Annotated in this window: 20 protein-coding genes; 11 read left to right on the top strand and 9 right to left on the bottom strand. The window is 56.6% G+C overall.

All coding sequences use genetic code 11. From position 1 onward, the window contains the following. Positions 1 to 30 precede the first annotated feature (30 nt). From araC to HF650_RS11740, 3 genes are all read left to right on the top strand, one after another. Positions 31 to 927, top strand: coding sequence for an arabinose operon transcriptional regulator AraC (araC, locus tag HF650_RS11750; protein WP_223284305.1), 897 nt, complete (start codon positions 31 to 33; stop codon positions 925 to 927). A 62-nt stretch (positions 928 to 989) separates the two neighbouring features. Then, the gene (locus HF650_RS11745; protein ID WP_187802525.1) at positions 990 to 1,562 is read left to right on the top strand and encodes an XRE family transcriptional regulator; all 573 of its coding nucleotides are present in this window, start codon (positions 990 to 992) and stop codon (positions 1,560 to 1,562) included. A gap of 192 nt (positions 1,563 to 1,754) precedes the next feature. Next, a complete protein-coding gene (locus tag HF650_RS11740; RefSeq protein WP_187802524.1) occupies positions 1,755 to 3,713 on the top strand; it encodes a U32 family peptidase in 1,959 nt (652 codons plus the stop codon). A gap of 33 nt (positions 3,714 to 3,746) precedes the next feature. Here HF650_RS11740 and HF650_RS11735 read toward each other — a convergent pair whose 3' ends face one another. Beyond that, on the bottom strand, positions 3,747 to 4,688 hold the full coding sequence (locus HF650_RS11735) for a LysR family transcriptional regulator (protein ID WP_187802523.1): 942 nt from the start codon (positions 4,686 to 4,688) through the stop codon (positions 3,747 to 3,749). 96 nt (positions 4,689 to 4,784) lie between these two features. On the opposite strand from HF650_RS11735, the gene HF650_RS11730 reads away from it, so the two are divergent. After that, on the top strand, positions 4,785 to 5,465 hold the full coding sequence (locus HF650_RS11730; RefSeq protein WP_187802522.1) for a nitroreductase: 681 nt from the start codon (positions 4,785 to 4,787) through the stop codon (positions 5,463 to 5,465). Positions 5,466 to 5,605: 140 nt separating this feature from the next. Here the strand turns inward: HF650_RS11730 and HF650_RS11725 are convergent, their stop codons facing one another. Genes HF650_RS11725 through HF650_RS11715 form a run of 3 tightly spaced genes read right to left on the bottom strand, consistent with a single transcriptional unit; the run spans position 5,606 to position 8,144 of the window. Further along, positions 5,606 to 5,734, bottom strand: coding sequence for a DUF2474 domain-containing protein (locus HF650_RS11725; protein WP_023478887.1), 129 nt, complete (start codon positions 5,732 to 5,734; stop codon positions 5,606 to 5,608). Beyond that, positions 5,734 to 6,744, bottom strand: coding sequence for a cytochrome d ubiquinol oxidase subunit II (gene cydB / locus HF650_RS11720; RefSeq protein ID WP_042718231.1), 1,011 nt, complete (start codon positions 6,742 to 6,744; stop codon positions 5,734 to 5,736). The genes HF650_RS11725 and cydB overlap by 1 nt, the downstream gene beginning before the upstream one ends. Beyond that, entirely contained in the window at positions 6,744 to 8,144 is a 1,401-nt protein-coding gene (locus tag HF650_RS11715; RefSeq protein WP_187802521.1) for a cytochrome ubiquinol oxidase subunit I, read from the bottom strand. Before HF650_RS11715 ends, cydB begins: the two co-directional genes overlap by 1 nt. A 271-nt stretch (positions 8,145 to 8,415) precedes the next feature. Between HF650_RS11715 and HF650_RS11710 the strand changes: the two genes are divergently transcribed. Further along, positions 8,416 to 9,822, top strand: a complete 1,407-nt coding sequence (locus HF650_RS11710; RefSeq protein ID WP_187802520.1) for a PLP-dependent aminotransferase family protein — start codon at positions 8,416 to 8,418, stop codon at positions 9,820 to 9,822. Positions 9,823 to 9,975: 153 nt separating this feature from the next. Further along, positions 9,976 to 11,400 (top strand): aminobutyraldehyde dehydrogenase, encoded by a 1,425-nt coding sequence (gene patD, locus HF650_RS11705; protein WP_187802519.1) that lies wholly within the window; start codon positions 9,976 to 9,978, stop codon positions 11,398 to 11,400. A 144-nt stretch (positions 11,401 to 11,544) separates the two neighbouring features. Here patD and HF650_RS11700 read toward each other — a convergent pair whose 3' ends face one another. Beyond that, complete coding sequence (locus HF650_RS11700; protein ID WP_187802518.1) at positions 11,545 to 11,988, bottom strand: lysozyme inhibitor LprI family protein; 444 nt, start codon at positions 11,986 to 11,988, stop codon at positions 11,545 to 11,547. Then, positions 11,985 to 12,677 carry a hypothetical protein gene (locus HF650_RS11695; RefSeq protein WP_187802517.1) on the bottom strand — a complete coding sequence of 231 codons (693 nt, stop codon included), beginning with the start codon at positions 12,675 to 12,677 and terminating at the stop codon, positions 11,985 to 11,987. Before HF650_RS11695 ends, HF650_RS11700 begins: the two co-directional genes overlap by 4 nt. A 177-nt stretch (positions 12,678 to 12,854) precedes the next feature. On the opposite strand from HF650_RS11695, the gene HF650_RS11690 reads away from it, so the two are divergent. Continuing rightward, on the top strand, positions 12,855 to 13,052 hold the full coding sequence (locus tag HF650_RS11690) for a hypothetical protein (RefSeq protein ID WP_187802516.1): 198 nt from the start codon (positions 12,855 to 12,857) through the stop codon (positions 13,050 to 13,052). Between the two features lie 39 nt (positions 13,053 to 13,091). Here the strand turns inward: HF650_RS11690 and HF650_RS11685 are convergent, their stop codons facing one another. Further along, a complete protein-coding gene (locus HF650_RS11685; RefSeq protein WP_223284304.1) occupies positions 13,092 to 13,547 on the bottom strand; it encodes a hypothetical protein in 456 nt (151 codons plus the stop codon). 256 nt (positions 13,548 to 13,803) lie between these two features. Here HF650_RS11685 and HF650_RS11680 point away from each other — a divergent pair, with 256 nt between their 5' ends. The 4 genes from HF650_RS11680 (at position 13,804) to HF650_RS11665 (ending at position 15,527) form a co-directional block, all read left to right on the top strand. Further along, positions 13,804 to 14,049 carry a hypothetical protein gene (locus tag HF650_RS11680; protein WP_223284323.1) on the top strand — a complete coding sequence of 82 codons (246 nt, stop codon included), beginning with the start codon at positions 13,804 to 13,806 and terminating at the stop codon, positions 14,047 to 14,049. Between the two features lie 198 nt (positions 14,050 to 14,247). After that, the gene (locus HF650_RS11675; RefSeq protein WP_071789450.1) at positions 14,248 to 14,421 is read left to right on the top strand and encodes a GhoT/OrtT family toxin; all 174 of its coding nucleotides are present in this window, start codon (positions 14,248 to 14,250) and stop codon (positions 14,419 to 14,421) included. 105 nt (positions 14,422 to 14,526) lie between these two features. Next, positions 14,527 to 14,700 carry a GhoT/OrtT family toxin gene (locus HF650_RS11670; RefSeq protein ID WP_187802514.1) on the top strand — a complete coding sequence of 58 codons (174 nt, stop codon included), beginning with the start codon at positions 14,527 to 14,529 and terminating at the stop codon, positions 14,698 to 14,700. Positions 14,701 to 14,765: 65 nt separating this feature from the next. Further along, complete coding sequence (locus HF650_RS11665) at positions 14,766 to 15,527, top strand: alpha/beta hydrolase (RefSeq protein ID WP_187802513.1); 762 nt, start codon at positions 14,766 to 14,768, stop codon at positions 15,525 to 15,527. 37 nt (positions 15,528 to 15,564) lie between these two features. On the opposite strand, the gene HF650_RS11660 is transcribed toward HF650_RS11665, so the two are convergent. Together HF650_RS11660 and HF650_RS11655 are read right to left on the bottom strand one after the other, a co-directional pair. Beyond that, the gene (locus HF650_RS11660) at positions 15,565 to 17,739 is read right to left on the bottom strand and encodes a virulence factor SrfC family protein (RefSeq protein ID WP_187802512.1); all 2,175 of its coding nucleotides are present in this window, start codon (positions 17,737 to 17,739) and stop codon (positions 15,565 to 15,567) included. Next, positions 17,736 to 20,717, bottom strand: a complete 2,982-nt coding sequence (locus HF650_RS11655) for a virulence factor SrfB (RefSeq protein WP_187802511.1) — start codon at positions 20,715 to 20,717, stop codon at positions 17,736 to 17,738. Before HF650_RS11655 ends, HF650_RS11660 begins: the two co-directional genes overlap by 4 nt. Positions 20,718 to 20,720: the final 3 nt, after the last annotated feature.

The raw sequence follows: 20,720 nt of genomic DNA, 5'->3' as shown, positions 1-20,720 counted from the left end.
CACCCTGTGCTAGCGTAAGGACGCTCAATAATGTGGCCGCAAACACTTCCCATGAATGACGTCGACGATGAATTGCTGATCTACTCGCCCTTAATGCGCAGCTTTACCTTCAATGCTTATCTGGTGGCGGGTTATACGCCTATCGTCAAAGGCAATAAGCTGGATTTTTTTATTAATCGCCAGCAGGGAATGAAGGGCTATATTTTAAATATCACCCTACGCGGCGCAGGGGTTATTCACCGTAATAACGAAACGTTCATCTGCCGGGAAAACGATATTTTGCTCTTTCCGCCGGGCTGCCCGCATCACTATGGCCGTGAAGCACACAACAGTTACTGGGATCACCTGTGGATCTATTTTATGCCGCGTCCCTACTGGATTGACTGGCTGAAATGGGATCGAAACTGGCATCAGATTGGCCTGACGCAAAGCGCCGATGCGGATTTTATCGCGCAGCTAAAAACAGCGGTAAAGGAGGTGATTCGGCTTAACTCCTCGCCAGACAGAGTCGATAAAATCCTCGCCATGAATAGCCTGGAAAAGGCGCTGCTTTACTGTTTCAAACAGCAGCCGGCGAGCAATCGCGCCTCGGTTGACCCGCGCATTAACGCTATTTGCCAATATCTGGATGAGAATCTGGCGGCTAAACTGACAATTAGCGAACTGGCGGCGAAAGCCTATCTTTCGACTTCGAGGCTGGCACACCTTTTTCGCCAGGAAATTGGCATGACGATTTGGGGCTGGCGGGAAAAGCAGCGGATGAGCCGGGCGGCGATGTTATTACAGCATACGCAGCTAACCATTTCGCAAATCGCCCAGGTGGTGGGTTATGACGACGCGCTCTACTTTTCGCGTCTTTTCCATCAGCAATACCACGTCGGGCCGCGAGAGTACCGCAAACGATATGAGCAGTTACATTCGCTTTAGTTTCGCTCTCTAAAATAGAAACGCTGCGCTATACTCGCTGCGTTTAATTTCCCGGAGGCGGTATGAATATCGCGGATTATCTGGCAAAAACCCTGAAAATGCTGCGTCAGGCGCGGGGCTGGAGCCTCTCAAAACTCGCCGAAGAGACCGGTGTGTCTAAAGCGATGCTTGGGCAGATCGAACGTAACGAGTCGAGCCCGACCGTCGCGACGCTGTGGAAAATTGCTACCGGCTTAAATGTGCCGTTCTCAACCTTTATTGCGCCGCCGCAGAGCGACACGCCGCACGCTTACGACCCCGATCGGCAGGCGATGGTGATCACGCCGCTCTTTCCCTGGGATGAACAGCTCCATTTCGATCTCTTCTCCATCACTCTCGCGCCGGGCGCGCTGAGTGAATCCACGCCTCACGAAAAAGGGGTGATCGAACATGTGGTCGTGATCGGCGGTGTTTTAGATATGCAGCTCAACGGCGAGTGGCAGACGCTGGAGGCGGGCAGCGGCGTGCGATTCGCGGCCGACCGGGCGCATGCCTATCGCAACAGCAGTGCGCAAACCGTACATTTCCACTCGTTAATCCACTATCCAAAAGAAAAAGCCGCAGGCGAACCCGCGGCAAAAAACGACGACGATTAATACCCCATAACATCCACAACGTGACGAGTTCTGTTCCTGTCACCACACTAACGCGCCAGCGCCGCCGGGGGAAATAGCGATTCCGGCATAGCTTTGTCGCCTGGCGCAAATTCCCGGCGTGACAGGTGGTGTAACGCCACGGTTGTGACTACAATAGCCGCCATTTTGCACATAATGGATAACGACGATTGTATGCGCCTGCACCCTCATCATCTTGAACTGCTCAGCCCGGCCCGCGACACCGCCATCGCCCGTGAAGCGATCCTTCACGGCGCGGACGCGGTCTATATTGGCGGCCCCGGCTTCGGCGCCCGCCATAACGCCGGCAACAGCCTGCGCGATATTGCCGAACTGGTGCCGTTCGCCCATCGCTATGGCGCGAAGGTGTTTATCACCCTTAACACCATTCTTCATGATGATGAACTGGAACCGGCGCAGAAACTGATTGGCGATCTCTACCAGGCCGGTGTTGATGCGTTGATTGTGCAGGATATGGGCGTACTTGAGATGGATATCCCGCCGATTGAGCTGCATGCCAGCACCCAGTGCGATATCCGCAGCGTAGAGAAAGCCAAATTCCTCTCCGACGTCGGCTTCAGCCAGATTGTGCTGGCGCGCGAGCTGAATCTTGAGCAGATCCGCGCGATTCACCAGGCGACGGACGCTACAATCGAGTTCTTTATTCACGGCGCGCTGTGCGTAGCTTACTCCGGGCAGTGCAACATCTCCCACGCGCAAACCGGGCGCAGCGCCAACCGCGGCGACTGTTCGCAGGCCTGCCGTCTGCCTTACACCCTGAAAGACGATCAGGGCCGCGTCGTGGCCTATGAAAAGCATCTGCTGTCGATGAAAGATAACGATCAGACCGCCAACCTGGCGGCGCTAATCGACGCGGGCGTGCGCTCCTTCAAAATTGAGGGGCGTTACAAAGATATGAGTTATGTGAAAAACATCACTGCTCACTATCGCCAGATGCTCGACGCAATTATTGACGATCGCCCGGAACTGGCGCGCGCCTCCGCGGGGCGTACCGAGCACTTCTTTATTCCCTCTACGGATAAAACCTTTCATCGCGGTAGCACGGACTACTTTGTTAATGCACGCAAAATCGATATTGGCGCCTTTGACTCACCGAAGTTTGTCGGCCTGCCGGTGGGTGAAGTGCTGAAAGTGGGTAAAGATCATCTCGACGTCGAAGTGACTGAACCGCTGGCTAACGGCGACGGGCTGAACGTGCTGGTGAAGCGTGAAGTGGTGGGTTTCCGCGTTAACGTCGCGGAGAAAACCGCTGAGAACCGCTACCGCGTCTTCCCGAACGAGATGCCGGATGCGCTGAAAACCCTGCGTCCGCACCATGCGCTCAACCGCAACCTCGATCACAACTGGCAGCAGGCGCTGCTGAAGACCTCCAGCGAGCGACGCATCGGCGTCGACATTGAGCTGGGCGGCTGGCAGGAGCAGTTGGTGCTGACGCTGACCAGCGAAGATGGCGTCAGCGTTACCCATACGCTGGATGGTCAGTTTGATGAGGCCAATAACGCGGAAAAAGCGCTCAATAACCTGAAAGATGGCCTGACGAAGCTGGGGCAAACCCGTTACTACGCACAGAAAGTGGAAATCAACCTGCCGGGCGCGCTGTTTGTGCCCAATAGCCTGCTCAACCAGCTGCGCCGCGAAACGGTAGAGATGCTGGAAGAGGCGCGTCTGGTGAGCTATCAGCGCGGCAGCCGCAAAGCAGTGGCGACGCCTGCGCCGGTCTACCCGGAAACCCATCTCTCGTTCCTCGCCAACGTATACAACCATAAAGCGCGCGAGTTTTACCACCGCTACGGCGTGCAGCTGATTGACGCGGCGTATGAAGCCCACGAAGAGAAGGGCGAAGTGCCGGTGATGATCACCAAACACTGCCTGCGTTTTGCCTTTAATCTCTGCCCGAAACAGGCGAAGGGCAATATCAAAAGCTGGCGCGCGACGCCGATGCAGCTAGTGCATGGCGATGAGGTGCTGACCCTGCGTTTCGATTGCCGACCATGTGAAATGCACGTGATTGGCAAAATGAAAAATCACATCCTCAAGATGCCGCTGCCAGGTAGCGTGGTGGCCTCGATCAGCCCTGATGATTTGCTGAAAACCTTACCGAAAAACAGATAACAAACAGGGTGGCGCAATGCCACCCTGTTTTGTTTATGGCGTTGCGGTGTAGCGCCAGTAGGGCGGCGAGCCGAAGCTTGCCAGCAGAAAGTCGATCACCGTGCGCGTATTCAGCGACGGGTATTTCCCGCCGGGGTAGAGCATCCATAACGACTGCTCGCCCGGCGAGTAGGAAGCGGTGTACTCCGGCAGCAGGGCAACCAGCTCGCCGCAATTGAGCAATTCGCCCACCTGCCAGTCCGGAAAGAGCAGCATCCCCGCGTCGTTGCGCGCCGCCTGCAACAACAGCTCCGCATTATCCGACAGAATTTTCGCCTGCGGCGAGAAGGCGTAATCCTGATCACCGCGCTGAAAGCGCCAGCGCTGCAACCCGGTTTTTCCGCGGTAGGCCAGCAGGCGGTGCGTCAGCAGATCTTCAGGCGAGGCGGGCGCGCCGTAGCGGCGAACATAATTCGGCGTCGCCACCAGGTGGCAGGTCTGCTTTGCAATCATCCTCCCGTGCAGCTCCGAGTTCCTTAGCGAGGCGATGCGTACCAGCAGATCGGTGCCGTCGGCAAAGGGGTCGATATAGTCATCGTTCAGGTTGAGTTCAATCTGCAGGGCGGCGTAGCGCTCGCTCAGCTCGCTGATGCGCGGCCCGATATGATTCAGGCCGAAGGAGATGGGGGCGTTAATGCGGATACGCCCGCCCGGTTCACCGCGCCGCTCGCCGACCTGCGTCTGCGCATCGCTTAGCTGCTGTAACATCGCGCGGAAGGTCTGGGCATAAATATGACCCGCATCGGTGGCAATCACCGCGCGGGTGTTGCGGTAGAGCAACTGGGTTTCCAGCGCCTGCTCAAGTTGCTGCACCACGCGCGATAATGACGAAGGGGCAAGCCCCTCGTTACGGGCAACTTCCGAAAGATTGCCTTCGCGCACGATAGCAAGAAAGAGGTGCATCGAGCGGGCGCTAATCTGGCTGAGATTTTTCATCTGTGCGTAATCCGCAAAGGTCCATGGCGCATTGTAGTGTTTTTACGCACGAAGTTCATCGTTAAGATACGCCGACACTCAGCACGGAGACTATTTATGAGTACGCCCGTTTTAGCTTTTGATGAAACCGTCCGCCAGCGTACCTCGGTACGCGCCTTTCTACCCACGCCGTTGACGGATGAGCAGATCCATGCCGTCCTGCAGGACGCGCAATACTCGCCCTCCAACTGCAACACCCAGCCCTGGCATGTGCACGTGGTCTCCGGTGAGACCAAAGATCGCCTTGCGCAGCTGATGATCGACCATGACATTGCCGGCAAACAGACGCCGGACTTCACCTTCGCCTATGAGGATTTCCACGGCGACTATTTTGACCGCAGCCAGCAGCAGGCGAAGCTCTATTACGAAGCGCTGGGCATTGCGCGGGATGATAAAGAGAAGCGCCGTGAATACTACCTGCGTAACTACCGCTTTTTTGATGCGCCGCACGCGGCGTTTCTGTTTATGCCGAGCTTTGGCGACAACGTGCGTGTAGCGTCGGATATCGGTATGTATGGGCAGACCTTTTTGCTCTCCTTAGCCGCCCGCGGCTTTGCCGGTATTCCGCAGACGCTGCTCGGTTTTCATGCCGACCTGGTGCGTGAAGCGCTGGGGGTATCAGATGAGTACCGTCTGCTGTTTGGTATCTCGTTTGGTTATGCCGACACGTCCAATATCGCCGCGACGCTGCGCATGCCGCGTATTCCGGTGGAAAGCAGTGTGGTGATGCACAAGTAGGTGTTATTTGCCGGATGGCGCTTGCGCTTATCCGGCCTACAACATCGCTCGATCCGCGTAGGCCGGATAAGGCGGAGCCGCCATCCGGCAAAAAACCATAAAAAAGGCCGGAAACATTAATGCGTTTCCGGCCTTTGATCTTAATGGGATTTAAACCCGGCGGCTGACATCAATAGCCGGAACACCATGCTGACGGCAGCCAGCGCCAGTACGCTTCCGCCCCAGATGACGACCAGCCACATCAGCCGTTTCCATAGCGGCTGTTTCATCAGTGATACCCCTCGCCATGCTGGATTTTGCCGCGGAACACGTAGTAGCTCCAGAAGGTGTAAACCAGAATGATCGGGATAATCAGCAGGGCGCCAACCAGCATAAAGCCCTGGCTCTGCGGCGGTGCCGCCGCCTGCCAGAAGCTGATATCCGGCGGGATAATATTGGGCCAGATACTGATCCCAAGGCCACTGAAGCCGAGGAAAATTAACCCCAGCGTCAGCAGGAAGGGGCGTCTGTGTACCTCTTCATTGCCGAGGCAGCGCCAGAGCCAGATGCTGAGCGCAATCACCAGCAGCGGCACCGGCGAGAAGAAGAGCAGGTTCGGCATGCTGAACCAGCGATCGGCAATCGCGCCGTGGGAGAGCGGCGTCCAGAGGCTGATGACGCCCATCACCACCAGCAACGCCAGCAGCAGTTTTTTCGCCGCCGCGCGCATTTTGCCCTGCAGCGGTTCGCCGCTCTTCATCACCAGCCAGCTTGCACCCAACAGCGCATAGGCGATAACCAGGCCAAGGCCGCAGAAGAGGTTAAACGGTGTCAGCCAGTCCAGCGCGCCGCCGCTGAAAGTACGACCGGTCACCTTAAAACCATTGATAAACGCTCCGACCACCACGCCCTGCGAAAAGGTCGCCAGCAGCGAGCCAGAGAGGAAGGCTTTATCCCAGAAGGGACGGTGCGCCTCGGTGGCTTTAAAGCGGAACTCAAAGGCCACGCCGCGGAAGATCAAACCAATCAGCATCAATGTCAGCGGAATGGTCAGCGCGTCGGTAATCACCGCATAAGCAAGCGGAAAGGCGCCAAACAATCCCGCACCGCCCAGTACCAGCCAGGTTTCGTTGCCATCCCACACCGGCGCGACGCTGTTGACCATCACATCGCGATCGTGGCCGTCGCGCGTTACCGGGAAGAGGATGCCGATGCCCAGGTCAAAACCATCCATCACGATATACATCAGGGTCGCGAAGACGATAATGACAAACCAAATTAACGGAAGATCGATACCCATTATTTATCCTCATCAGCCGGAAGATGTTCACCTGCCGCCGAAAGCGGACGTGCCGGAGTGCCCTGCGTGGTGTTTTCGTCGTGCGGCTGCGGCCCTTTGGTGATCAAACGCACCATATAGAGATAGCCGATGCCAAACACCGAGCAGTAGACGATAAAGAAGGCCAGCAGGCTGAGGCTCATCTGCAAATCGCCGTGACCGGAAACCGCATCAGCGGTGCGCAGCAGACCATAAACCACCCACGGCTGGCGACCCACCTCGGTGGTGACCCAGCCGGCGAGAATGGCGATCAGCCCCGCAGGCCCCATCCAGAGCGCAAAGTGCAGGAAAGGGCGCGATTCATACAGCCGCTTACGATAGCGCAACCACAGCGCCATTACGCCAAGACCAATCATCAGCATGCCCAGCGCCACCATAATGCGGAAGGACCAGAAGACAATCGGCGAGTAGGGGCGCTCATCTTTAGGAAACTCTTTTAGCGCCGGGACCTGTTTATCAAAACTGTGGGTCAGGATCAGACTGCCGAGCGCCGGGATCTCTACCGCGTAGCGGGTGCGCTCCTGTTCCATATCCGGCAGGCCAAACAGCAGCAGCGGGGTCGCTTCACCCGGCGGGTTCTCCCAGTGGCCCTCAATGGCGGCTATCTTCGCTGGCTGATGTTCCAGCGTATTCAGGCCGTGCATATCGCCAACCATCGCCTGAATCGGTGCCACAACCAGTGCCATCCACATCGCCATTGAGAACATTTTGCGGATCGCTGGCGTGTTGTTACCGCGCAGCAGGTGCCAGGCCGCGGAGGCACCGACAAACAGCGCGCTACTGAGGAAGGCGGCAATCGACATATGGAACAAGCGGTATGGGAAGGAGGGGTTAAAGACCACCTTAAACCAGTCCACCGGGATCACCTGGCCATTCTCAATAGCAAAGCCCTGCGGGGTGTGCATCCAGCTGTTGGAGGCGAGGATCCAGAAGGTCGACATCAGCGTGCCGAGCGCCACCATACAGGTGGAGAAAAAGTGCAGCCCTGGCCCGACTTTATTCCAGCCAAACAGCATCACGCCAAGGAAGCCTGCTTCGAGAAAGAAGGCGGTTAACACCTCATAGGTGAGCAGCGGGCCGGTAATACTGCCCGCAAATTGCGAAAATCCGCTCCAGTTGGTGCCGAACTGATAGGCCATCACCAGACCAGAAACGACCCCCATGCCGAAGTTAACGGCAAAGATCTTCGACCAGAAGTGGTAAAGGGTTTTCCAGTCCGGATTCCGGGTTTTCAGCCACAGACCTTCCAGCACCGCGAGATAACTGGCAAGGCCAATGGTGATCGCCGGAAAGATGATGTGGAACGAAACGGTGAAGGCGAACTGTATCCTCGCCAGGTAAAACGCATCTAAACCAAACATGCACATCCTCAGAATCAATGTAGTGGCATCAATGTTAATGACTACGCCCGCCGACTTGCAGAAACAGTTGACAGCAATTTACATATAACAGTCCTTACAAGGGTATGGCAGGTTGCAGGATAGTCCAGGCGAAACACGAAATATTCACCAGAGAGTCATGGTTGTAACTGTCTATAACAGCTCAACGCTTTGCGCGCTTTTTTATAAACTGATATAGCGAGATCGCCATTAGCGTGCCATCATGACGTACTCTTCGGTCACGTGAACAACCATGAAAAAATATCAGCGCCTGGCGCAGCAAATCGTTGAACAAATTGAACTTGGCGTCTGGCGGCCGGGTGAGAAGCTGCCGTCGCTGCGCGAACAGGTGGCGAGCAGCGGGCTAAGTTTTATGACTGTCGGGCATGCCTATCAGCTGCTCGAGAGCCAGGGGCGGGTGATTGCGCGCCCGCAGTCGGGCTATTTTGTCGCGCCGACGCCGGGGTTAACGCGCGCGCCTGCGCCGCAGGTGATGCGCGACGAAGCGGTGGATATCAACACCTATATTTTCGATGTGTTGCAGGCCAGCTGCGACGCTTCGGTGCTGCCCTTTGGCTCGGCCTTCCCCGACCCGAAGCTCTTTCCGATGCAGCAGCTTAACCGCTCGCTGGCGAAAGTGAGCAAGAGCGCGGGGGCAATGAGCGTGATTGAGAACCTGCCGCCGGGCAACAGCCAGTTACGCCACGCCATCGCCCGGCGCTACGCCCGCCAGGGGATGAATATCTCGCCGGATGAGATTGTGATCACCGCCGGTGCCCTCGAAGCGCTGAACCTCAGCCTGCAGGCTGTCACCGAACCGGGCGACTGGGTCATTATTGAGAGCCCCTGTTTTTACGGCGCACTGCAGGCGCTGGAGCGGCTGAAGTTGAAAGCGCTCTCGGTGCCAACGGATATTAAAAGCGGTATCGATCTCGATGCGCTTGAACAGGCGCTAACCGAGTATCCGGTGAAAGCCTGCTGGTTGATGACCAACAGCCAGAACCCGCTCGGCTTCACCCTTAGCCCGGAGAAAAAGGCACGGCTGGTCGAGTTGCTCGCCGCGCATAACGTCACGCTGATTGAAGATGATGTTTATAGCGAGCTCTATTATGGCCGGGAACAGCCGTTACCCGCCAAGGCCTGGGATAAGCAGGAGATGACGTTGCACTGTTCATCTTTTTCAAAATGCCTGGTTGCCGGGTTTCGCGTCGGCTGGGTGGCGGCCGGGTGTCACGCGCGGCGCATTCAGCAACTGCAATTAATGAGCACCTTGTCTACCAGTTCGCCGCTACAGCTGGCGCTGGTTGATTATCTCTCTACCCATCATTACGACGCGCACCTGCGCCGCTTACGCCGCCAGCTGGCGGAGCGCAAACATCTCGCCTGGCAGGCGCTGCTGCGTCATCTGCCGCCGGAGGTGAAAATCTACCGTAACGAGAGCGGCTACTTCTTATGGCTGGAGCTGCCGAACGGTCTGGATGCGGGTGTGCTCAGTCAGCAGGCACTGGCGCACCATATCAGCATCGCGCCAGGCAAGATGTTTTCCACCTCCGATAACTGGATCTCCTTTTTCCGCTTTAACTGTGCCTGGGCATGGGGTGAGAAAGAGGAGCGGGCGGCGATGCGCCTCGGCGAGCTGATCCGCCAGATGATGCAATAGCCTTTTGCCGCTGCGCTGACCGCTATTCATAGGAAATGTGAATAGCAACACAGTTCAGCACTGGCTGCCCACCCGTTCTCTCTGCGCGCCGTCTATTTTTAATGGAGTGGGGCAACCCGTAAACAGACTCATAGACCGGGCAGAGGGAGCGCGATGCAACATCAACTGTTTATTAATGGCGAACTGGTTAATGGCGAAGGTGAAGAGCAGGCGGTTTACAATCCCGCCACCGGCGAAGTGCTGCTGACGATCGCCGAAGCGTCACACGCGCAGGTCGACGCGGCCGTCGAGGCGGCAGACCGGGCCTTTGTCGAGTGGGGGCAGACCACGCCGAAAGCGCGCGCTGACGCGCTTCTGCAACTGGCGCAGGTGATTGAAGATAACGCAGAGATGTTCGCGCGCCTCGAGTCGCTCAACTGCGGCAAGCCGCTGCACTGTGTGTTGAATGATGAACTCCCGGCGGTGGTGGATGTATTCCGCTTCTTCGCTGGTGCCGCGCGCTGCCTGAACGGGCTGGCAGCGGGCGAGTACCTGGAGGGACACACTTCGATGATTCGCCGCGATCCGTTAGGCGTGGTGGCTTCAATTGCGCCGTGGAACTACCCGCTGATGATGGCCGCCTGGAAACTGGCCCCGGCGCTGGCGGCGGGAAACTGCGTGGTGATCAAACCTTCAGAGATCACACCCCTGACCCTGCTGAAGTTGGCGGAGTTAGCGCAGGGTATCTTCCCGGCGGGCGTGCTGAATGTGCTATTTGGCCGTGGGCAGAGTGTCGGCGATCGTTTGACCGGCCATCAAAAGGTGCGCATGGTCTCGCTGACCGGCTCGATTGCTACCGGGGAGCACATCATTTCCCATACCGCCTCGTCGATTAAGCGCACCCATATGGAGCTTGGCGGCAAAGCGCCGGTGATTGTGTTTGATGATGCCGACCTCGACGCGGTGGTCGAAGGGGTACGCACCTTTGGTTTCTACAATGCCGGGCAGGATTGCACTGCCGCGTGCCGCATCTATGCGCAAAAAGGCATTTATGATGCGCTGGTTGAGAAGCTGGGCGCAGCAGTCGCCAGCCTGAAGATGGGCGAGCCGAACGATGAGTCCACCGAGCTTGGGCCGCTCAGTTCGCAGGCGCACCTTGAGCGCGTGGCGCGCGCCGTCGAAGAGGCGAAGGCGCTCGGGCATATCAAAGTGGTGACCGGCGGCAATAAACAGCCGGGGGCAGGGTATTACTATCAGCCAACCTTGCTGGCAGGCGCAAAACAGGAAGATGCGATCGTGCAGCGCGAAGTGTTTGGCCCGGTGGTGAGTATTACGGAGTTTGATGACGAAGCGCAGGTGCTCGGCTGGGCCAATGACTCCAACTACGGCCTCGCCTCATCGGTATGGACCAAAGATGTCGGACGCGCGCACCGCATCAGCGCGCGGTTGCAGTATGGCTGCACCTGGGTCAACACCCACTTTATGCTGGTGAGCGAAATGCCGCACGGCGGGCAGAAACACTCCGGCTACGGCAAAGATATGTCGATTTACGGCCTTGAGGATTACACGGTGGTTCGGCATGTGATGATAAAGCATTGACAGAGAGTTAAGCGGCTGGAATACAAAGTTATTGTGTTCCGGCCGCTTTGTTATAGGGCAGAGGTGGGGCAGTAAAGCCACTATAGCGGTTAAGGATGGCAAACCGGTCGCCTTTTGCTCTGCGGCCTTTAGCAAGTAAAATGCTTACTCTTGAATTTGCATTTGAATCATCTCTATTTCATTTATGCGTCGGTTGTTCATGTTTATGTTACATCCCGTTGCAGCAGCCCCCAGGAAATGTGTGCCTTGAGAACCAGTGGCAGCCGCATTACAGTAATTATTACGGTAAGTTAACCATTCACTCTGGCTTTTCTTGAAAGCTTCGATCATGCCCTTCTTCCGATTCTCATCCCCCATCCACCACTGGGTATAATCAAAGTTTTCAATTTGTTTAAGTTTTTCAGTGTAAGCGGTGATAAGAGTCTTGTTCGATTTATCGTTGAGGTCTTCAAGACATTCGCTGTTATTTTCACCATTTTTTTGGATGCAGGTATCAACATCTCTATTCGATGTGATATCTGTAGTAGGCCCAGCCAGCACAGCACCAGATGCCAGCAGGAGGAAGATTAAAATCAGGATATTTTTCATTGCTGCAGATTCCTCACTCTTATGTTTGTTCTTCTTTTGTCATTACCAAGATTGCTGTCGTTGCGCAGGTAATCGATGATTTGTTGCCTGCTTCCGCCCTGGGCCATTATTTTAACCATCTGTCTTGCCGTAATATTGCCTTGATATAGCGTGTCAATAAACGCATCTCTGATGACTTTATCTAAGCTATTCCACTGCACAGCATTGACTATTTTTAATTTCTCAACATGCCGACTGTAAACCCCTTTACCATATTCAATTTTTTCACGGTATGCGATCTCGAAGAGCCGTATTTGCTGCTGGTGTGTAATTTCACCTACGAACGGGCCATATACTTTTACGAATTGATCTGCCTCCCGATTTTTGAGCCCTGCCGCTTTTGCGCATAACTGAGCTTTATATTCTTCAATTCCTGCCAGCATAAGTGTTGAGAGGATTTCGCCGGCGCTGCGATTGCCCATATCGTAGCCTCTACCCAGAGTAACACCTGAGCCGCCAACAGGTGGCCAATGAAGGATTCTGGAAAAAAAAAGGGTACTTTTGCTGCCGGAAGGGTGCAACGGCGGTGATGTAATCGCCATAATCAGCATCGAAAGTTTTCTGACCGATACTTGAATGAAATTTCCATTGTCGTTTAACGGCTCCAGTGAGGTGTTGTAATTTATTCCAGCGCCTGCGCTTTTCTGCATTAACCAACGATCTCTCTGAGAGTGGAGCGTGAAGGTGTCATACTCCCTCATCTGCGACACTGTGAAACGAAAGCAGGGAAAGCAAGAAATTACTTACAAATAATGTCATTACCCCGTCACAAAAAACGGCAATAATAGCTGGCTTTTTGAATAATCAGGCAGGGGAATTAAATCATAATGAGTAAAATCGTAGTCGTGCTGATTCCCGGTCGCGCAGCCGAGTTTTTAACGGTGGATGACGGCGACACAACTATCTCTTCTACATTTTCAAACGGCGCAATGCCGATTGAAACCTACTGGTGTGAAGGCGAAGAATTTTATTTTGCCCGCGCGCCGCTTGCGCTCACCATGGCGTGTAGCGTGGCGGCACAATAATAAAAAGGGCTCTGATGAGCCCTTTTTTTCCCGCGCAGCCTAACGGCGCAGAAAAACTTCGTTCTCGCGCGGCGCCCAATCTTTCTCTGAAAAATCATACGTCGGTAACGCCTCATCCTTAATGCCCTGCGAGCGCAGCACGGCGCGCACTTCTGCCGGTAAGTTTTCATCACGGAAGAGTTCAGCTAACACAAACAGCGTGTCGATAAAGGAGAGCTGTTTCACTTCAAATGGCTTCCAGCCGGTGCGTTTAAAAATTAGATGGTAGAGCGCCTCCTCACCAGCCAGTGGAACAAAGTTACTGGCATACTTTTCACGATGGCGCGCCAACAGCACTTCGAGGATAAATATCTGCGCAATGCGCTGCCTCGCAGCATGGCCCCGCACGCTATCCGTGGTCCAATCGTTATGCGTGATGTCATTATTTTCACGCACCCGAACTTCAATGGCTTGCCACAGATCGTCATATTTCTGCATAACTTTACCTTGTTTCACCTTTTCTTTGCCTGTTAAAAACAATAACAGAGAAGATTCGGCCCCGCCAAATATAGCAGCCCCAAATTGGCCGTTATCGATATTAAAAAGCAGACTTAAGTTAAATCTGACATATAAATGTACCCAGATAGGTTGAGTTGTTTTTAATCAATATTAACGGAAAGTAATAAGAATATTTTTGTAATTCATACCTTCACGGGATACGAAAATGAAAATAACGACGAGTCTGGCAGGTGCTATTGTGGCTGCCTGGGTGATGATGGCACCGCAAGGGGTGGCAAAAGAGCAGGCGCTAAGTGATGCGCAGGTGAAACAGGCGATTATTGAAGAGTCAATTGCTGAATATCCGGGCACCTGCGCCTGTCCGTTTAACCGGGCGCGTAACGGCAGTTCATGCGGGCGGCGTAGCGCCTGGAGCAAAGCAGGGGGTTATGCGCCCATCTGTTACGCCAGTGAGGTGACGAAGGAGATGATTAAGGCGTGGCGCGATCGCCAACAGTAAGCAGAACATCCACGTCCGCTGGCGCTGCGTTTATCCTCCCCATCAAGGATTACTCCCGGCGGACGTTTATGAATAGATTCAGCCCGTTAGATCAAATTTGCGGCATACGGTCTCTTTTGAGAAACTATTTAAACTTGATAAAGGTCAATTAAAAGAGCATATTGCGCACGTTTTGTTACTTCTGGGTTAATGTTTGTTATGTCGTTATACCAAAAAATGTTGGTGTTCTATTGTGTCATGGCGTTGATCTGCGCCTTTATTACCTGGTTCCTGTCGCACGATCGTAAACGTATCCGTCTGCTGAGCGCTTTTCTGGTCGGTTCCACCTGGCCGATGAGCTTTCCGGTGGCACTGCTCTTCTCCATTTTCTGATCGCTGTCTGACCGCTAAAGCAAAGCGTGACCGCCCCGACAACATGCGGACAATAAAGAGAGCAGCATAGCGAGTGCATGTTGGCCTAAGGAGAGGAGAAGGCGGATGGAACTCTACACAAAACTGCTGATTTTTTACGCCGTGATGGCGACGATCTGCGCGTTTGTCACCTGGTTCCTCACCAAAGAGAAGCGCACCATGCGCTTATTGAGCGCACTATTAGTCGGTGCAACATGGCCAATCAGTTTCCCGGTAGCGCTCCTTATTTCACTCTTTTGAATTCGCTCGCAATCTTGCGCTGAAATGCTGTATAAAATACCAGTATCACGCAAGAGGGAGAGCAGATGGACGAACTCTATTCACACCACGCGCAGTGCCGCGTTCGCTGGCACGCCTTACCGGGCAAAGGCGACCCGGTGGTCTTTATTCACGGGCTGGGCTGCGCATCATCGTTTGAATATCCACGCATTATTACCGACCCGGCACTCGCCGGACGGCGCGCCATACTTATCGACCTGCCCGGCAGTGGCTACAGCGAACGGCCCGCCAGCTACGCTTACCGCACCACCGATCAGGCAAACGTCGTTGTGGAAGTGCTCGATCACCTCAAGCTGGATGCTCTCTGGCTCTACGGCCACAGTATGGGCGGCAGCATCGCTATTGAAGTCGCGTCATGTATGCACTCGCGTCTTAACGGCCTTGCCGTCTCTGAACCTAACTTTTACCCCGGCGGCGGGCAGTTCAGCCGCGAAGTGGCCAGTATGGATGAAGGGGACTTTGTCACCTGCGGTTATGCAGCGATGTTGGCACGGGAGACCTCACCGTGGGCGGGCAGTTTGCAGAGCACCGCGCCCTGGGCGATGTGGCGGGAAGCGAAAAGCCTGGTGGAGGGCATCACGCCCGGCTGGATGAAGCTGTTTGTTGATTTGCCGCGCCCGAAGACGCTGATTTTTGGTGCGCACTCGCTGCCGGATAACGACGCCGAAGAAGTCCGCCAGCAGGGAATCGATTTGCGGATTATCGCCGACGCCGGTCACTCAATGTCGTGGGAGCAGCCATCGGCGCTGGCGCAGGCGATAGGCTCCTTTATCGCGCAACACGAATAAAAAACCCGGCAGAGCGTGCCGGGTTGCGATTTAAGGCTTAAGGCAGTAGCGCTTTGAGCGCCGCGCGCGCGTTAGGGCTGACATCGAGCGGGTGACGGTAGCCGATATTTTCAATCGCCCGGTTGTAAAGCGCGACCAGCCAGTCGTAGACATAGCGGGTTGCCGCGTGCACCGGCTGATCGCCGAGACGCGTTAACCGCGCGCCGCCCAGCTCTATCGCTGCGGTAGCAAAGATGGTGCTGCCCTTCTGCACGCGGCTGGCGGGGCGGCTCTCCTGCGGAAGATCGGCATAGCCGAGCCACGCGACAAAGTTGCCGATGGCGGCATGAAGCTGCGCCGCACAGGCGGTGTCGCGCTGCATAATTTTCTGCAGCGTTTCCGGCAGACGCAGGCGGTAGCTGCTGACAATTACGATTTCTGCCATCTGGCGCAGCGTCGCCGGGCTGACGCCCAGGCGCACGGCATTGTCATCGTTGCGGCTCCACTGGCGCACGTGGTTTACCCACAGCGCGTGCGCCTGCTGACCAACATCTTTCGCCATTGCCTGCGGCTCGGCGCTCTCAGCCGACTCGGCAAACAGATCGATCGACTCGTTAAACAGGCCGCTCACTTTCTCTTCCCGCGGCTGCTGTACCTTCCAGAGCGTATCGAACTGCTGCATATCCGGCATTAATCCTTCGAGCAGCTCACCATGACGTGAAGCCTGAACCTGCAGTTCGCGCACCACGGACTCCGCCCGTTTACGCTGCTCATCCGCATCCTGTTCCGGGCTGACGACCCAGGCCTGCAACAGATCGCGCAGAGCACGCTGCTGGCGTTCGTTCAGCGCTTTCAGCCGCTGCTGACGCAGGGCGGGCGCGGTCGCTTGCGCCAGCCACTCAAGCAGACGCTGCAAACTGCTGGCATCCAGCGCCTGCAGTGTGCCCCAGTGCTGGCCCGGCTTGCCAATCAGCTGCTGGACGGTCTCATCCAGATTTTGCGCCAGCGTAAAGCGCGCATCCTGCGGCGTGATCGCCCAGACCAGCCCCGGTAGCGCCGACTCCTGGCCCGACTGTGTCTCTTTCACCCAGTTCAGCAGTGCGCGCGCAGTGGTGGCGGTTTCCGCGCGATCCAGCGTGGCGTTACAGATCATCAACACATCCGGCTGCAGGCGCTGGCGGTAGTTCTCCAGCAGCCAGCGGCATTTACTGCGCCACAGCGGCTGACCTTCACGCGGGCCGGGGGCGGGAATATCCACAATATCGACGCCGGGAAGCAGACTGTTTTCCACCGGCAGTACCAGCTCGCGGGTGATCAGCGCCAGCGTCGCCAGCGGAATGCTGACCGCATTTTGCAGCTGCTCATTGGCCCACGGATGCACCACCACTTCATCGTGGATCGCCTCCTCCTGCTCAACCGCCGGGGTTAAAAAGCCGTCGGTCGGCAGCGCGAAGGTGTCCACCAGAATGCTCAAGGGTGCGGCAATTTCGGCGGCGTTACCTGTCTGGTGCAGGGTATGTGCAAGGGCAAACCACTGCTGGGTTAACTCCTGCTGTTCGCCCCACAGCAGTGCCCATGCGCTGGCGCGTGTGGTCAGATCAAGAGCGGGTAGCAGGGCGGCGAATTGATACCAGAGCGCATCATCCATCTGCTGCTGCGCGGCGGGCACCACTGAGCGCCAGAAGCGGGCAATCGCGCCAATCTCTTCGGCGGTGATCCCCGGCACGACGTTAGGCTGGCGCAGCGCGCGCCATTTCGCGACCCGATCTTCAATGACCGCTTTGTCAACCGCGCGCACATCCGGCTGCTGATGCGCATGAGCAATAAACAGCTGAACCAGTTCCGCTTCGCTGAGAATACGCAGGCAGAGCGGGAATCCCTCATCCATAAACGGTACGCGCTGACTGAAACGTAGCGCCATGCTGGTCAGGGCGTGCCCAGGGTTAATATGGCTGAAGTAATCCAGCGTCTTTTCGCCAGGGCGTACATGCATGCGGCCATTGCCGCTGCCGCACAGGGCGGCAAGCAAATGCGCTTTTGCCGCCTGCGAGCGACCATACAGCCCGACGGTACAGGGAGCGTCAGCCACCTCCGTCAGCGCCTGTTCATCCGCCGCGGCGGCGGTAACGCGTGCCAGCAGGGCATCGGCGTCATCATTAAGCAGCGGTGAGTGCTGACGGTTGTTCGTGATCCATGCGGTTAAGGCTTGGGTGGTTTTTACGCTCGCACTCATTTCAGGTACACACTCCCGCTGTCGATCCAGTAATGGCTTCCGCTGTGTCGGCGGTCGGCCAGCGTATTCAATTTAAACGTTAACGCATCGGCAGGAACCGGGGTGCCATCCTGCAACCAGGCTTCACTCAGGGTAAACGCCTCCGGGCCGTGGTGTTTATTGCCGCCGCTAAACTGTAGCCGCACATTTAACACCCCGTCACCGGCGATGGTTTTCGCCAGCTCCTGCGAGTTGATACTCAGCGTATAGAGCGGCGTGGCTGGCCAGCGGGCGTTGGCCAGCTGACGGAAACCGAGCGTCACATTGCCGCGCAGCGGGAAGTGCAGCCGCGCATCGAGCTTCGCACCGGGCTTATCGAGATCGATGTCGTGATACCAAATGTTCTCATCACGCAGGGTATTGACCACGTTATCCAGCACACCGAGATAGCGCACCGTGGAGTAGGCACCAATATCCGCCGCTTTAAAATTGAAACGCGGCAGGCGCAGATCGAGCGCCAGGCTGCACAGCATCGCGCCAACAGCGGCGGTCGATTTCGGGTTGCCGATTTTGCCCTGCTGGCTGAAGGGGTACCACTCATGCACCCGGTACTTGTCCAGCCACACCATGCGGTTGACCGGCACCGGTTGCAGGTGGCGAATCAGCGCCTGCACGCCCGGCAAGCAGCCCGGGCGACCGGTAATCAGCAGCACGTCACAGCTATAGTGGCTGATCGCTTCGCACACCGCGTGTAGCGGGGCAGTCAGGGTAAACTGCCCGGCCAGCATCGCCTCTTGCAGATCGCGGAAGGTGATTTGCAGCGGTACCGACAGCACATCAAACTCCGCTGAGCCGGCAGGCAGGGCGTGATCGATCGCCTGCTTCAGGTAGTTCATCACGTTGCGCGTCGGCGTCTGCTTCAGCAGCTCGCCAAAGGTCGCGTAAAGGCCAGCCAGCGGATCGTTAATGTCGCTCTCTTCCCAGGCCGCCAGAATCGCATGGCCGACCGGCATAAAGAGTTGCAGCGTCGTCTGCTGGCGCAGCACTGCCTGGGTGTCGATACGCCCGGAGTCGCCAAACAGCGTCGCCATGATCGCCGCCGCATCGGTAATGCCCGCTTTCTGCATATGCGTTTGTAGCGCAGGCAGCACGCAGCGCTGGATCACATCTAACAGAATGTCATCGCCCGCCACCTTAAACCCTTCACGGAAGAGCAGCTGCGGGGTGATTTTGACGTTGCTGCCGGTGCCGTCGTCCAGCTGATAGTGGGTGATCGCCATATCGGTAGTGCCGCCGCCGATATCGACAGAGGCCACGCGCAGCGAACGGCCCGGTACTGCGCCCGGTGCTTCGGTACGATCCGGGCGGGCGAGGGAGGCAAAAAAGGTTTCGGTCTGCCCGGCAAAGCGGGAGATCGCTTCGTTATAGAGCCATACCAGCTGGCCGCAGCTTGCTTCGTCCCACTCCATCTGGATATAGGGCACCGGAACCACGCTTTTCTCCTGCTGCTTGCGCTGGGCAAAATCCTCATCCTGCGGATGCCAGCCCATCGCTTTCCACACCAGGGCAATCGCTTCAAACATGCGGCGGCGGAAAATCTCACGCTCCTGTTTCGGCATCGCCGACGGCAGGGTCAGGATAATGGTGCGCAACTGGCGCGGCGAGGCCGGGAAGCCAAGGCGCAGACGGGTCGCGACGCTGTTGATCTGCCCGAGTGCCTGTGAGAGCAATTCGCACAGCATATGGGTCATCAGCGTGCTGCGGCTGTATTGCGGCGAGAAGACCGGCAGACGCTCATCCAGCGGCAGGCTATAGAGCGGCTGGCCTTCGTCATTCATCAGGTTCATCAGCGGGAAAGCGGTCGCCAGCGGTTCTCGCTGCGTTTTGCTGTTCATCTGGCTGAAACGCCAGTCCTGCAACACCGGGGTTTCATCCCACAGGTAGCGACGCGGGCTGGAGATACCGCTGTTGCCTTCGGTGCCGATACGCTGCATCGCCAGTTTACGCGCCTCATCGCCGACACGGACGATCGACGGCCAGACAAAGGCGTCTTCACGCCCGCTTTCGACCGAAAAGTGCTGTTTGCCGAAGCGCGCTTCGGAAAACTCAAGCCGGCTGGTAAACAGCGGCTCGTTAAGAAATTGTGGCTCGCTGAGCGAGCGCACCTGTAACTCAGCGGTCTGGCGCAGGCCATCGTTGGCATCACCATGATCTTCAATAATCACGCCGCAGGTGTGCGTATTACCGACATCGAGGATCAGATCGACCGGAATGGCCGGCGTGCTGAGGGTATGGGTGACGATTTTCACTTCCGGCACCTGAAGCTGCATGCCGAGCAGCGACATCAGGTTCAGCCAGTGCGCCTGGTACTCAAAACCACGCAGGGCCTGATGAATTTCACGCTCGCTGCGGCTTTCGTGCTGGGTAATAAAGTGCAAAAACGCTTCGCGCAGCCAGCCATCAACCCACGTTTGATCGAGAAAATCGGCCACCTCATCATCGCGCCAGGCGAGCGAAAAGCGGGTGCCGTTGAGAATATCATTCTCCTGCGGCGCAAGGGCGGCGGGCGAGTTGCCGTTGATCTGGCTGTCGAGAGCCAGCGCCACGCGGTGCGTGTTCCCGGCGCTGTCCGGCTCCGGCAGTTTGCGGATCTGCACGCGCGCCCAGTTATCCGGGCCTTCAACAAAGGTACGCGGCGGGTTGAAGCGCAGAAACGGGATCGGCAACCAGACGCCATCGAGGATCGACAGGGAGTATTGCAGCGTATGGCTGCTTTCAGGCTTGACCACTTCCGGCTGACCGCCTTCGCGGTTGGGCAGGGTGTAACGCTCATTCACCACATCGAAATCGAGGCGCAGCAGCGGCCCGTTCGCCGTTTTACGCACAAAACGGCCGCTGTTCGCCGAATCCTGCGGCGTCAGGCCGAAATCGAGAAACTGCACGCCGCTATTGGCGATCAGCGTGACGCTCTGTTTGTAGTCGCAAAGATTAACCAACATAAA

Source organism: Kosakonia sp. SMBL-WEM22, assembly GCF_014490785.1.
GTDB lineage: Bacteria > Pseudomonadota > Gammaproteobacteria > Enterobacterales > Enterobacteriaceae > Kosakonia.
Note: the sequence above shows the minus strand (reverse complement) of the source record. Positions and strands in the feature narration are given on the sequence as shown.